At 61.9% G+C, this 13,148-nt stretch carries 13 protein-coding genes; 12 read left to right on the top strand and 1 reads right to left on the bottom strand.

The window, feature by feature from the left end; translation table 11 throughout:
- The first annotated feature begins 352 nt into the window (after positions 1-352).
- The 3 genes from BXE_RS26245 to BXE_RS26235 all read left to right on the top strand — a co-directional run bounded on the left by BXE_RS26245 (position 353) and on the right by BXE_RS26235 (position 3,060).
- The gene (locus BXE_RS26245; protein WP_011491157.1) at positions 353-595 is read left to right on the top strand and encodes a hypothetical protein; all 243 of its coding nucleotides are present in this window, start codon (positions 353-355) and stop codon (positions 593-595) included.
- Positions 596-901: 306 nt separating this feature from the next.
- Positions 902-1,684 (top strand): ABC transporter substrate-binding protein, encoded by a 783-nt coding sequence (locus BXE_RS26240; protein WP_011491156.1) that lies wholly within the window; start codon positions 902-904, stop codon positions 1,682-1,684.
- A 260-nt stretch (positions 1,685-1,944) separates the two neighbouring features.
- A complete protein-coding gene (locus tag BXE_RS26235; protein WP_011491155.1) occupies positions 1,945-3,060 on the top strand; it encodes a succinylglutamate desuccinylase/aspartoacylase family protein in 1,116 nt (371 codons plus the stop codon).
- A 151-nt stretch (positions 3,061-3,211) separates the two neighbouring features.
- Here the strand turns inward: BXE_RS26235 and BXE_RS26230 are convergent, their stop codons facing one another.
- Positions 3,212-4,018: a MetQ/NlpA family ABC transporter substrate-binding protein gene (locus BXE_RS26230; protein ID WP_011491154.1), complete on the bottom strand. Its 807-nt coding sequence runs from the start codon at positions 4,016-4,018 to the stop codon at positions 3,212-3,214.
- A gap of 293 nt (positions 4,019-4,311) precedes the next feature.
- Between BXE_RS26230 and BXE_RS26225 the strand changes: the two genes are divergently transcribed.
- The 9 genes from BXE_RS26225 to BXE_RS26185 all read left to right on the top strand — a co-directional run bounded on the left by BXE_RS26225 (position 4,312) and on the right by BXE_RS26185 (position 13,059).
- Positions 4,312-5,475, top strand: a complete 1,164-nt coding sequence (locus tag BXE_RS26225) for a porin (protein WP_011491153.1) — start codon at positions 4,312-4,314, stop codon at positions 5,473-5,475.
- A gap of 519 nt (positions 5,476-5,994) precedes the next feature.
- Positions 5,995-7,404: a hypothetical protein gene (locus BXE_RS26220; RefSeq protein ID WP_011491152.1), complete on the top strand. Its 1,410-nt coding sequence runs from the start codon at positions 5,995-5,997 to the stop codon at positions 7,402-7,404.
- A gap of 116 nt (positions 7,405-7,520) precedes the next feature.
- The gene (locus BXE_RS26215) at positions 7,521-8,087 is read left to right on the top strand and encodes a TetR/AcrR family transcriptional regulator (protein ID WP_011491151.1); all 567 of its coding nucleotides are present in this window, start codon (positions 7,521-7,523) and stop codon (positions 8,085-8,087) included.
- Positions 8,088-8,245: 158 nt separating this feature from the next.
- Positions 8,246-8,674 carry an organic hydroperoxide resistance protein gene (locus BXE_RS26210; RefSeq protein WP_011491150.1) on the top strand — a complete coding sequence of 143 codons (429 nt, stop codon included), beginning with the start codon at positions 8,246-8,248 and terminating at the stop codon, positions 8,672-8,674.
- 43 nt (positions 8,675-8,717) lie between these two features.
- Positions 8,718-9,743 (top strand): alpha/beta hydrolase, encoded by a 1,026-nt coding sequence (locus BXE_RS26205; protein ID WP_011491149.1) that lies wholly within the window; start codon positions 8,718-8,720, stop codon positions 9,741-9,743.
- Between the two features lie 135 nt (positions 9,744-9,878).
- Entirely contained in the window at positions 9,879-10,559 is a 681-nt protein-coding gene (locus tag BXE_RS26200; protein WP_011491148.1) for an alpha/beta hydrolase, read from the top strand.
- Between the two features lie 198 nt (positions 10,560-10,757).
- On the top strand, positions 10,758-11,147 hold the full coding sequence (locus BXE_RS26195; protein WP_011491147.1) for a DUF6232 family protein: 390 nt from the start codon (positions 10,758-10,760) through the stop codon (positions 11,145-11,147).
- Positions 11,148-11,315: 168 nt separating this feature from the next.
- Positions 11,316-11,660 carry a hypothetical protein gene (locus BXE_RS26190; RefSeq protein ID WP_011491146.1) on the top strand — a complete coding sequence of 115 codons (345 nt, stop codon included), beginning with the start codon at positions 11,316-11,318 and terminating at the stop codon, positions 11,658-11,660.
- A 307-nt stretch (positions 11,661-11,967) separates the two neighbouring features.
- Positions 11,968-13,059 (top strand): hypothetical protein, encoded by a 1,092-nt coding sequence (locus BXE_RS26185; RefSeq protein ID WP_011491145.1) that lies wholly within the window; start codon positions 11,968-11,970, stop codon positions 13,057-13,059.
- Positions 13,060-13,148 lie beyond the last annotated feature (89 nt).

Genomic DNA, 13,148 nt, shown 5'->3' with positions numbered 1-13,148 from the left:
TAAGGAAACCATTTTTGGTTTTCGGCTTCGCCGGAGTCGAAAAAAATCCCGTCAGACGTGATACAGCAATCGCGCTCATCTGCATTTGACGGCAATTTATTCGGAATCTTTAACGCGCCGCCAGGCTGTTGAAAACCCAAACGCAAAAAGCAGGCGGTTTGCGTAATAACACGTACTGGTCGCCGCGAAAATAGCACCGTGCGAAACCCGGCGACACGCCTCTAAAGAAGCACTGCGCAAATGCCGATAAACGTTCTCCTGCCCAATCCGCCGCCGGCGGTTAAAGACAGCGTCGCCCGATTCCGGACGGCCTGTCTTCCGGGTAGCCGAAGAGCCGGACAAGAAACAGACAATGCGCTTGAGCAAAATGGAATGGATGTGGGTGGCCGTCGCAGCCGGGTCGATTGCGGGCTTCGGCAGTTGGCTTCAGGGCGAGATGAACCGCGCGGCACTCGCGCGCACCCAGCGCGAAACGCAGGACATGCGTGGCACCTGCGCGGGCATGTCCGCGCAGGACGCGCGGATGATGGACAAGGGCGAACTGTGGTGCGGCACGGTCGGCGCCGGGCGCGCGGATTCGCTGGCCAGGGAGTAAATAGCCGGCGCCATTAGCCAACTTCATTACTGCGGCATTACGCCCCGAAGCGGGCGGCTCATCCGACTCAATACGCATCGATGCCGCTTTTTCCCACGCCACCACATTCAGGCTTTAGACGCTATCCTCGTGCGCCATCCGGTGTTTCACTAGCTACCCAATCTTTTTGAACTGATAAGCTTGGCGCGCGCTGCTGGCCGCCCCGGCTGGCAGCTTCAACCCAAGCCCGGTCGTGAGTCGCGCCGGGTGCCCCGCAGCGGCACAACCGCATGCGGGCGTATTTGAACTACACCGAGGAGTAAAACAGTGAAAAAACTGCTAGCGGCTTTGACGGTTGCTCTGCTTGCTACCGTCTCGATTGGCGCACACGCTAAAGATTGGTCGACTATCCGTTTCGGCGTTGACGCCAGCTATCCCCCGTTTGAGTCGAAGGGCTCGGACGGCAAGCTCGTTGGCTTCGATATCGACCTTGGCAATGAAATCTGCGCGCGCCTGAAAGCCAAATGCGTGTGGGTCGAAAACGACTTCGACGGCATGATCCCGGCGCTGAAGGCGAAGAAGTTCGACGGCGTGCTGTCGTCGATGTCCATGACGCCGCAACGCGCTGAACAGATCGCTTTCTCGTCGAAGCTGTTCAACACCCCGACGCGCCTCGTGGCGAAGAAGGGTTCGGGCATCCTGCCGACGGCCGAATCGCTCAAGGGCAAGACGGTTGGCGTGGAACAGGGCACGATCCAGGAAACCTACGCCAAGACGTACTGGGAGCCGAAGGGCGCGAAGGTCGTGCCGTATCAGAACCAGGACCAGGTCTATGCCGACTTGCTGTCGGGCCGTCTGGACGCGGCGCTGCAAGACGCGGTGCAAGCTGAGATCGGCTTCCTGAAGACGCCGCGCGGCGCCGGCTTCGACTTCGTCGGCAAGGACCTCGAAGATCCGAAGATCCTCGGCAACGGCGCAGGCATCGGCATGCGCAAGGAAGATACGGATCTGAAGACGAAGGTCGACAAGGCAATCGCCGAGATCATCAAGGACGGTACGTACAAGAAGCTCGAGAAGAAGTACTTCGACTTCGACGTGTACGGCAGCTAAGCCGGCAACCCGGCCGGCCATGCGCGTCTGACGGCGCGCCTGCCGGTCCACAGAAACGGGCTCCGCCACCTGCGGAGCCCGTTTTCATTTGCGGCGCCCCATAAAACCACACGCTGCGTCATATCGGCTAAGATCGTGCGATCGAGGCGGTCACGAGGCGTCCCTTCGCGGCCCGAGCCGAACCCATCACCCAAGCAACTTTCCCTACTGTTATCAACGAGATAGCGCGGCACGCCCACCTCGCCGCGGATTTGAAAACCATGCAAACCCAAACCCATCCGCTGATTGCCCCGACGCTCGGCACCGCCCGCAACCTGACGAGTTTTCACTACGGTCCCGGCGGCGGCCAGAAGATTTACATCCAGTCGTCGCTGCATGCCGACGAACTGCCCGGCATGCTGGTGTCGTGGGCGCTGCGCCGCAAGCTGGCCGCGCTGGAGGCGGCCGGCAAGATCCGCGGTGAAGTCGTGATCGTGCCGGTGGCCAATCCGATCGGCCTGAACCAGCACTTTCTCGGCCATCTGACGGGGCGTTTCGAAACCAACACGGCACAGAACTTCAACCGCAATTTCCACGATCTGTCGGCACTGGTGCAGCCGGTTATCGAGTCGCGCCTGACCGACAATGTCGACGCCAACCGCGCGGCGATCCGCACGGCCATGCGCGAGGCGCTGGACGCGCAAAACCCGCAAACCGAACTCGAATCGCAGCGGCTCGCGCTGCAAAAGCTCTCGTACGACGCCGACGTCGTGCTCGACCTGCATTGCGACTGGGAAGCGGCAATGCACATCTACACGAACCCGGATCTGTGGCCGGAAGTCGAGCCGCTCGCCTGCTACCTGGACGCCAAGGCGTCGCTGCTCGCGCTCAATTCGGTGGGCAATCCGTTCGACGAAATCCACAGCTTCTGCTGGTCGGATCTGCGTGGCCGCTATGGCGAGCGCTTCCCGATTCCGAACGGCTCGATCTCGGTCACGATCGAATTGCGCGGCCAGCGCGAAGTGTCGTACGAGTACGCCGGGCACGACGCCCAGGCGATCATCGAATACCTGACCTCGCGCGGCGTGATCGACGGCACGGCCGCCCCGCTGCCGCCGCTCGAATTCGCCGCCACGCCGCTCGCCGGCGCCGAGCCGATCGTCGCGCCGGTCAGCGGCGTGCTCGTGTATCGCTGCGAAGTCGGCACGTGGGTCGATGTCGGGCATGAGATTGCCGATATCGTCGATCCGCTGACCGAGCAGGTCGTCACGTTAAAGAGCAGTGTGGCCGGCGTGCTGTATGCGCGGCATCTGACGCGCTTTGCAACGGCCGGCCTGGAATTCGCGCGGATTGCCGGCTCGAAGGCGTTCCGCAGCGGCTCGCTGTTGAGCAACTGAAGGGGCGAACGCGGGCCGGTCGCGTTATCGCCGCGTCACGTCACGTCACGTCGCATTGCGTGCGGCGTGCGTAAGAGCTTGAGCCGCAACGCAAATCGCCCGCTGAAACAGCGGGCGATTTGCGTTGACGCGCCTTTTATCAAAACCGTGCTCAGAAAGCCGGAATGATCGCGCCTTTGAATTGCGTGTCGATGTACTTGCGCACTTCATCCGACTCATACGCCGCCACCAGTTTCTTCACCCACGGCTGATTGCGGTCCTGCTCGCGCACCGCGATCAGATTCGCGTACGGGCCCTTGAGGTCTTCGATCGCGATGGCGTCTCTGGTCGGTTGCAGCCCGGCCTTGACCGCATAGTCGGTATTGATCGACGCCGCGTCGAGGTCGCCGAGCGCGCGCGGCAATTGCGCGGCGTCGAGTTCCACCAGTTTGATCTTCTTCGGATTTTCAGCGACATCGAGCGGCGTGGCGTTCACGCCGTTGGCGCCGACGCCGGGCTTCAGTCTGATCACGCCGTACTTCTGCAAAAGCAGCAGCGCGCGATTGCCGTTCGACGGGTCGTTCTGGATGCCGACCTTTGCGCCTTCCGGCAAGTCCTTGAGCGACTTGAGTTTCTTCGAATAGAAGCCCATTGGCGACACATAGGTCAGGCCGACGTTGACGATCTTGTAGCCGCGCTGCCTGATCTGGCTGTCGAGGAACGGCTGGTGCTGAAACCCGTTGGCGTCGAGGTCGCCCGCGTCGAGCGCGGCGTTCGGCTGCACGTAATCGTTGAATTCGATGACCTTGAGGTTCAGGCCTTCACGCGCCGCCACCTTCGTCACGACCGACCAGATCTGCGCATCCGGGCCGCTCATCGTGCCGACCTTGAGTTGTTTGTCGTCCGCGTGCGCGAACGTGGCCATCAGCGAAATGGCGGCGATGGCGAGCAGGTTCTGGATGATTGTCCGGCGTTGCATGCGTCTTCCTACGTGTGATGGATTGGAGGCACGCATCGTCGCATGCGGCCGCGGCGGCGGAAAACCAATCGTTTTTCACACGCTTATATGCGCGATCCGGAAAAAGCTTATGCACGGGTGCGTTGCGGAATTCCGGCTTGCGAGGCGATGCGAGTGTCGCGCGCGCGCGACACATTTCGAAAATAACCACGCTGTCACATACCTTACTCTGCGTTCCCTTAAATTGCGGGCCATCGCACGACCTTACCGAAGAGTTGGCGTAGCGATCGCTTACTTTTTAATCGGAGAAAGTTTTGAACAAGAAAATATTGACTGCCGCTACTCTCGCTCTGTTCGCCACCGCTGCTCATGCACAAAGCAGTGTCACGCTGTACGGCTTGATCGACGCCGGTATCAGCTACGCGAACAATTCGAAGACCGCAACGGGCCACGACAACATCTTCAAGTACGACGACGGCGTCGCACAAGGCAGCCGTTGGGGCCTGCGCGGCACGGAAGATCTGGGTGGCGGCCTGAAGGCGCTGTTCGTGTTGGAAAACGGCTTTAACAGCGGCAACGGCACGCTGGGCCAGGGCGGCGCGCTGTTCGGCCGTCAGGCTTTCGTGGGTCTGTCGAAGGACGGCGCCGGCTCGCTGACGTTCGGCCGCCAGTACTCGTTTTCGACGGACTATCTGGGCGGCAGCTACTCGAACGGCGGCCAGACCGTCGCGGGTAACTACGCTTACCACATCAACGACGTCGACCAGCTGACCTCGAGCCGTATCAACAACGCAGTCAAGTTCAGCAGCGCGAATTTCGCCGGCCTGACCTTCGGCGCGATGTACGGCTTCTCGAACCAGGCTGGCGCATTCGGCGGCGCACCGGCAACCGGCCCGGCCGCTGCACCGGTGGCGGGTTCGTCGCGCGCTTACAGCTTCGGCGCGAACTACGCGAACGGCCCGTTCGGCGTTGGCGCGGCGTACACGGACATCCGCTTCCCGGGTCAGGCATCCCCGACGTTCTCGACGGCTCTCGCCAACGTGACGACGGGCACGGTCCGCGATCTGCGCACGTTCGGCGTGGGCGGCCGCTACTCGATCGGCGCCGCGACGCTGTGGGCGTTGTACACGAACACGCGTTTCGAACCGATCTCGGGCAGCTCGACGACGTTCACCGCGTACGAAGCGGGCGCGAAGTACGCGTTCACGCCGGCACTGACGGCGGCCGCGGGCTACACGTACATGCACCTGAGCGACGCGAACACGGGCCACTGGAACCAGGCGGACCTGAGCGTGGACTACGCACTGAGCAAGCGTACGGACGTGTATGCACTGGGTATCTACCAGATCGCCGCCGGCCGCAACAAGGGCCAGGATCTGCAGGCGCAGATCGGTTCGAGCACGAGCTACTTCAATACGTCGGGCACGGGTGCGGACAACCAGTTGGCATTCCGCGTTGGTATCCGTCACAAGTTCTGAGCGAGTCACCTGACTTCCGCTCAGCGGGAAACGTGAATTCCCCGCTGGACCGGAAGTCTGGAAAAACGCCCTGCGGGGCGTCATGACGTTTTCACGCCCACCCTACTCGCAGACAACGCGGTAGGGTGTTTTCTTTTCTGGGCGGACTGACTGCAGAGCGGACAACACAGCGGCTTCCAGCCTCCAGATCAGATAGAAGCGGAAATACACGCGCCTGAATCCACGCTCAGGTTCGAATCCCACCCTCGTGGCGTCACCCCACCTCTCGTCCGTTTCCAAGCCATCGGCATAACGGACTGCCTTCTTCCGACTCAATCCAATATCGCTTCTCTGAAATCCGTAGTGAAACCCGGACTTCGGCCAAGCCGCACGTCAAGTGAGCTATCACCACCAGCATCGACATGCAGATCGACACACTCCCTGTTACCGCGCCTACCGCGCGGAACCGTGGCGTGTCGCGCATGCATATCAGCAGAACGCGACACGCATCTCAATCATCCATACCGCAGGTGAATGATTATGGAATCGAATATGCGTGTTGGAATGCAGCCGGTTACTGGACAGGAATCGTACTGGGGCGACGTGAAACTCACGCCCAAAGAAATCGGACTCATCAACGCAAGCCCAACTCTGCAGTCCCAGCTACGGCACTATGGCGCCGACGTCAGTTCGGGCACGACCAAACCAATGGCGCTGGGCACGGGCCGCGGCACCTATTTCGAGTATAAAGGCACGAATAAGCGCATTGTGATCGGCAAGGGAAACCAGACATTGAGGGAAGCTGGAGCAATGGTGGGCACTCTGTCGCACGAAATGGGCCATTACGAAAATCAGACCAACGATAAAACGTTCAGATCCCGGTATGAGATTAATCCGCGAGACCCCAACGCCTACAACGTAGCAGCGCTAACCGGAGTGCATCAGGAAGGGGAAGCGGGCGCCAACAACTGGCAAGTGCAGCAGGAAATCGAAAAGAACACGGCCACGCCAAACGCGCCCGGAACCCGGATTTACCTGGCAGGAACCAACAGACTCCAGCAGACGCTGGATGAGCAGCACGCCGCAGACAGGCAAGACGGAAAAACAGATGCTGTGCATCGCAACCATCTCACCATTGCAGGAATGAGCGATTTCGCCAATAACAGCCCCAGTACCGCACCGGGCAAAAGCTACTACCAGTCTCATGGAGACTCCACCGGCGTGCCGGCGCCTGTGCCCGGGCGTCCGAAGGACGTCACATTTCAAGGCGACGACAACGGTGACATCAATCAGATGACGGAGAGCTGGGAGTCTGGAGAGTCGGCCACGCAGACATTCTCCGAAGGGAAGATTCAGTCTTCAGAGATACTGAACGACACCGGCAAGGTGACTTCCGCATCGGTTTACAAGCACAACCAGGATGGCAGCTATTCAGTCGACGTCAGGAACGGTGACGGACATGAAACCGAACATGCAGAATTCAAGGCAGACAAGTCAGGCATAGTGCGCAACTACGCGAATGACGGCTCGGCGCAAGCCGTTTCGTTCAACACCGACAGTCTCGCCACGCAGATTATGGATTACAACGTCAGGGGCCAGAGGATAAATGCCAATTATCTGGACCCGGACACGGGCCATTACACAGTTCAGGACAAAACGACGCCGGACGGCGGCCACACGGTAATCAACTGCGACACCGAAGGCCGCGTCCGTTCGCAATCCCAATACGATCGCAATGGGAAGATCACGTTGTCGGCTGACTTCAGCGAAACGGGCGACAATACATTCGCTGTGCACTACAAAGAGGACGGCAGCCGGCTCGTGGTGAAGTTCAACGCCGATGGTTCGCAAACCAACCATATCATCGACAGGAACGGCAACCGGGGGCGCGATTACACGGCACCGACGCCAAGCTCGGCAAGGCCGTGGAACGCGACGGCTTCCGCGTAAGATCGGCCGGTTAAAGGCGTAGATGCGTGCAGCGCGCCGCGGCGACAGTCAGCCCGGCGCCTGCCGCTTCTGAAAAAGTACTTGACTATCTATCTAGTAGTAGATAAAGTTCAGTCATGGAAACGACCCCGACAATTCGCGAGCAGATTCTCGATCACGCCATCACGTTGATGATGCAGCGCGGTTACAACGGTTTCAGCTACCGCGATCTGTCCGAACTGGTCGGCGTCAAGACATCGAGCATCCATTACTATTACCCGTCGAAAGACGACCTGGTGCTGGAGGCGGTCAACGCGTATAGCAAGGAAGTGCTGGCCTCGCTGTACGCGATCGACTCCAAACTGCCGGCCAATACCAGGCTCAGCAGGTACACCAGGCTTTTCGGCCGGACGCTCGGCGACGGTGACCGGATCTGCCTGTGCGGCATGCTGGCGTCTGACATCGCGTCGTTGCCGGAAAATATCCGCGAGGCGATCCAGGCGTTTTTCAAAGCCAACGAAAAATGGCTGGCGCAAGTGCTCGCGCAGGGCGCGCAGGAACACACGCTGGTGGTGAACGGCAAGCCTGAGGCCGCCGCGCGCGCCCTGTACGCCGCTTATCAGGGCAGCGTGCTGGCAAGCCGGCTGTTCGGCACGAAGGCCCGGCTGGAAGATGTAGAAGCATCGTGGAAGAAAGCGCAGTAATGCTGTCACGGAGGTGGTCGCCCGCCTCCTTATTTTTACCCTCAAATCTATCTATAAGTAGATAGATTTGAATTCGAAGTCATCGGCGCGAACCATGCGTCTTTTTTAATGCCTTTTTATCTATCTAGTAGTAGATACCCACCTGAAAGGAGTTGACCATGACCAGGATCGACAACGTGCTGTACCGCGCTCATGCCAAGGCAACCGGCGGCCGTGACGGCCGCGCTGTGGTGCCCGAAAGCAACCTCGACCTCAAGCTGACCACGCCGAAACAACTCGGCGGTGCGGGCGGCGAAGGCGCCAACCCGGAGCAACTGTTCGCAGCCGGCTATAGCGCGTGCTTCGTCGGCGCGATGAAGTTCGTCGCGGCGCGCGACCGGATCGCGATTCCCGCGGACGTCTCCGTGGAAGGCAGCGTCGGCATCGGCGCGATTCCGAACGGCTTCGGAATCGAGGTCGAGTTGAAGATCTCGCTGCCCGGCATGGCGCAAGAAGCGGCGCGGGCCCTCGTCGACAAGGCGCACATCGTCTGCCCGTATTCGAACGCCACGCGCAACAACATCGCCGTCACGCTCACGCTCGTCTGATTCGAGATCCTTTTCCCATTTATCGAATGACCCGGAGTTCATCATGAAGATCAAGTTCGTTCCTGTGCTGCTGGCTTCCGCCCTCGCCTTCGGTTCCGCCTTTGCTGCGAGCCCTGCTTCGCAACCCACGCCCGACCGCGTGACGTCCGGCTTCCTGAAAGCGCTCAACAGCGGCAAGGGTCCTGCGATCAACACCCTGCCGCCTGCCCAGGCACGGCAGGTTCTGGTGGATGCACAGAACGGCGTGAAAGTGGATCTGTCGGGTATCGACGTCTCCAACCGCACCATCGAGCAGGACGGCGTCAGCGTGCCGCTGACCATTGTCCGGCCGCACGGCGCGAGCGGGACGCCGCCCGTCTTCATGTTCTTCCACGGAGGCGGCTGGATACTCGGCGACTTCCCGACTCACGAGCGTCTGGTGCGTGATCTGGTGGTGCAGTCGGGCGCCGTGGCGGTCTTCGTGAACTACACGCCTTCGCCGGAAGCCCGCTATCCGGTCGCGATCAACCAGGCCTATGCCGCTACGAAGTGGGTTGCCGCGCACGGCGACGAGATCGGCGTGGACGGCAGCCGCCTTGCGGTGGTCGGCAATAGCGTCGGCGGCAACATGGCCGCGGTGGTGAGCCTGATGGCGAAAGACAGGCAAGGCCCGGCAATCCGCTTCCAGGGATTGATGTGGCCCGTGACCGACAACAACTTCAACGACGGTTCGTACAATCAGTTTCAGGAAGGCCACTTCCTGACCCGGCCGATGATGAAGTGGTTCTGGGACGCCTACACGAAAGATCCGAAGCAGCGCAACGAGATCTATGCTTCGCCGCTGCGCGCAACGACGGAACAGCTGAAGGGCTTGCCGCCGGCGCTGATCCAGGTTGCCGGATCCGACGTGTTGCGTGACGAAGGCGAAGCGTATGGCCGCAAGCTCGACGCAGCCGGCGACGAGGTTGCCACCGTCCGTTACGACGGCACGATTCACGACTTCGGCTTGCTCAACGCGCTCGCCGAAGACGCGCCGACCAAAGCGGCCACGCGGCAACTGGCGAACGAGCTGAAGCAACGTCTGCAATAACGCCTTTGGCAAGCGGCCGCGGCGCGGGTATCGCCGATACTCGCGCCGCGGCCGCTCCGGTTCGTGCGCCATGCGGTATCGTGTCCGTTCTGATCCCGATCTTCCGACCATGCCGACGCCAGGGAGTAGCACGCCATGAACAGTACGCCGCAGACCATCGAAATCGAAACCGCACCGAATCCTGAATTCGCCGTGATCCTGCTGCATGGTCTCGGCGCCGACGCCAACGACTTCGTGCCGCTGGTTCCGGAATTGCGTCTCGCCAATGGACCCGCCGTGCGTTTCGTGTTTCCCAACGCGCCGGAGATCGCCGTGACCGCGAACAACGGCTACGTGATGCGCGCGTGGTACGACATCCGTTCGTTCCAGTCGATCGAACGGCAGGTCGACGAGGCGGGCATCGAGGCGTCGTGCGCGACCGTGAGGCAACTGATCGCCGGGCAGAACGCGCGCGGCATTCCGACCACGAGAATATTCCTCGCGGGGTTTTCGCAAGGCGGGGCGATGACCTACTCAGCGGGGCTCACACATCCGGCCACGCTCGGCGGGTTGATCGTGATGTCCGGTTACCTGCCCTCCAGAGCCTTCATCGAGAGCCGCCTCGCGCCCGCGAACCACGGCACGCCGATCTTTGCCGCGCACGGCGAGTACGACCAGGTGTTGCCGATCCAGCTCGGCGAGGCCGCGCGCGACTTCGCGCTGGCGCAGGGCAGCAAGGTGGAGTGGCATGCGTATGCGATGGAGCATTCCGTATGCGGCGAAGAAGTCGCCGCACTGCGCGCATGGCTTGGTGCGCGCATCGCGGCGCTGGCCTGAAGCGGCGGGCGAGCCGGGTTCGCGGGTTCGCGGGTTCGCGGGTTCGCGGGTTCGCGGGTTTGCCGGGATTTTGCGCGGGCGCCGGGAAGCCTGGCGCATGGCCTCGCGCTCTGCCTGACTGACATCAAGAAATCCGGCAACTTCGCGCATTTGAAGTCTGGTACGCTGCGCCCTTTGCTACCGCTTGAACTGGACCCGATGGAAACCCCTTTCAATGATCGTGGCGTGTCGGTCACGCGCAACGCACTCTCGGCTGCCGGCCAGGTCTTTCCGCTGCGCGACATCGTGGGCGTGCAGGTCGTCACCGTGCAGAAGAACAAGGTCTTGCCGCTCACGATTTCGCTTGTCGGCGTCGTCGGCGCCATTGTCGGCGCGATATGGCGCTCGCCGGTGGGCATGGTGTGCGGCACGATGCTGGCCGTGGTCGGCTGGCTCACCTGGGCGACCCAGGACATTACCCATCGTCTGATGGTGCGAACCGCGAATGGCGAGCGCGAAGCGCTGATGAGCACCGATCGCGATTTCGTCGAACGCGTCGGCGCGGCCGTAAATGAGGCGAAGAGCGCAGGCGCGGCGCCGAAAGCCTGACGCTGCCATCAATCCGGCAGCGCGCAGCATGGGATGCGTCGAATTGCCGCCCCGCGCGTTAACACAAAATTGATTCGCCGCGTGGCAGCTTTTGCGTGTCCTTGAGACGCGCGCCGCTAGAGTGAACGGGTGTCAACAACGCGCGCCGCCTGCCGGGCCGGCGCAATCATGATGCTCACTTCCGTCGCAACGTCTGATCTCCCCCTCACGCGCACCTCGCGCACGCCACGCATGGCGCGCCGCACGCATGTCGTCGTGCCGCTCGTCATTATCGACGTCACCGTGCCCGGCACCTCGTCGGCAAACGGACGGCGCGCACTGCACGCCGCGCTCGGCGACGATCTGCGTCTGTATATCGTCACCGTCGACCAGCAACACGAGCGCGTGACGTTTCGCGTGGAAGTGACTTCCCGCACCCTCGACGACGTGATCGGCCTGCTGACCGCCGCACTCGATCGCGCCACGCTCGGCCGCGCGCACACGACCGTGATTCGCCGTCCGCGCGACCATTGACGCGGATCGAAACCCACACGCGCCCACACGCGCCCGCTTTCCGGCCGCAGGCAAACCCGCATGCAAACCCGCGCGCAAACCCGCATCAAACCTTCACAGACCTTCACACATCTTTGCAATTGCACCCGAGCGGCCATGTAGAGTCGCCGCTCCTGTTATTGCGTGTTCCCTCCCGCAGACCCGCAGGCCTCGCGGTTTCACTGCCCACGCCGCGGCAATCCGCTGAGATTGCCGCGACGCGCTGTCCGCCTCGCGGCTCGCGACGCCTCGCCTTCGCCGGGGAACACCTTTTTGCAAAGCGTAATCTATGTTCCTGTCGTCTCATGGTGCCGCGCGCCGGCATCTGCGTCCCAGCCGGCGCCGTTCCGGCGTGGCCGCGCTCGTCGTCGCCGGCGCACTCGTTGTGCTCAGCGGTTGCGCCGTCACCTTCCCCACGCCCACGCCGCCTGCGCCGGCTGCCTCGCTGATCAACGGCGGCAACGACGGCCTGCTGATTCCGCTGCAAGTGGATCGCGGCGACAAAGATCAGGCGCGCCTCGGATTGCCGGTCCAACTCGACGGCAAGCCGGTCTATGTCGCGCTGGATACGGGCACGCAAGGCGTGCGCGTGCTGAAGTCGGTCTTGCCCAACACGAACTATCCGAACGCCGGCCCGGTGAGTTCGCTGCCTTTGACGAACGGCGCACAGGTCACCGGCGCGGCCGTGAAATTGCCGCTGAGCATCGCGGGAACGAAGCCCGCGCAAATCGACGCGCAAGCCGTCGACGTGGTCAACTGCCAGTCCACCTCGCGGCGCTGCGTGGGCATGGACGGCTACACCGCCGAATTCGGCTGGGCGTTTTCGGGTCTCTTCGGCATCGGCGCAGCGCAACCGGACGACACATGCTGCACGCAGCCGCTGCGTGCTTTGCCCGGCAACATCGGCCAGCGCTATCTGGTGCATGCGAACTTCGCGAAGCCTTACCTCGTGCTGAGCCCGTCGAAGGCGATCACGAAGGACTACACGATGGTGCCGATGACCGTATTGGAGAACGGCACGGTGCAATGGCCGAGAGGCTGCGTCAACGTGGCCGACAAGATGACCTTTTGCGCGCCGCTGGTGTTCGCCACCGCCAGCACCGACATGATCCGCATTGAAATGGACAAGGCGCCGAACTGGACCGGCGACGACGAAGTCGGCAAGGTGCTCAATCAGGGCAACTACAATGCGGCGATCGGATCGGGCAAATGGATGCACCGCTATGAAGGTGCGCAAGTCACGATCGTCAAGGTCAAACCAGGTGCCAACCGCATCGTGATCGGTCTGATGGGCATGCAGAATATCGACGTACTCTTCGACTTCCCGCAGGGTCAGTTGGGCCTGCGCGCGACGCGCGAGGTCGAGAAGCTCGCGCAGTAGTCGCCGCAAAGGCAGCAACGACAACAACGACAACCGGCAGAAAACGGAAAGGCCGCGCGGCACAAACCGCGCGGCCTTTCCGCTTCAGC

The organism is Paraburkholderia xenovorans LB400 (assembly GCF_000013645.1).
GTDB lineage: Bacteria > Pseudomonadota > Gammaproteobacteria > Burkholderiales > Burkholderiaceae > Paraburkholderia > Paraburkholderia xenovorans.
Note: the sequence above shows the minus strand (reverse complement) of the source record. Positions and strands in the feature narration are given on the sequence as shown.

Coding starts and splice junctions, on each gene's coding strand:
- BXE_RS26245 (WP_011491157.1), top strand. CDS start 353: ATGCGCTTGAGCAAAATGGAATGGATGTGGGTGGCCGTCGCAGCCGGG.
- BXE_RS26235 (WP_011491155.1), top strand. CDS start 1,945: ATGCAAACCCAAACCCATCCGCTGATTGCCCCGACGCTCGGCACCGCC.
- BXE_RS26230 (WP_011491154.1), bottom strand. CDS start 4,018: ATGCAACGCCGGACAATCATCCAGAACCTGCTCGCCATCGCCGCCATT.
- BXE_RS26220 (WP_011491152.1), top strand. CDS start 5,995: ATGGAATCGAATATGCGTGTTGGAATGCAGCCGGTTACTGGACAGGAA.
- BXE_RS26215 (WP_011491151.1), top strand. CDS start 7,521: ATGGAAACGACCCCGACAATTCGCGAGCAGATTCTCGATCACGCCATC.
- BXE_RS26210 (WP_011491150.1), top strand. CDS start 8,246: ATGACCAGGATCGACAACGTGCTGTACCGCGCTCATGCCAAGGCAACC.
- BXE_RS26205 (WP_011491149.1), top strand. CDS start 8,718: ATGAAGATCAAGTTCGTTCCTGTGCTGCTGGCTTCCGCCCTCGCCTTC.
- BXE_RS26200 (WP_011491148.1), top strand. CDS start 9,879: ATGAACAGTACGCCGCAGACCATCGAAATCGAAACCGCACCGAATCCT.
- BXE_RS26195 (WP_011491147.1), top strand. CDS start 10,758: ATGGAAACCCCTTTCAATGATCGTGGCGTGTCGGTCACGCGCAACGCA.
- BXE_RS26190 (WP_011491146.1), top strand. CDS start 11,316: ATGATGCTCACTTCCGTCGCAACGTCTGATCTCCCCCTCACGCGCACC.
- BXE_RS26185 (WP_011491145.1), top strand. CDS start 11,968: ATGTTCCTGTCGTCTCATGGTGCCGCGCGCCGGCATCTGCGTCCCAGC.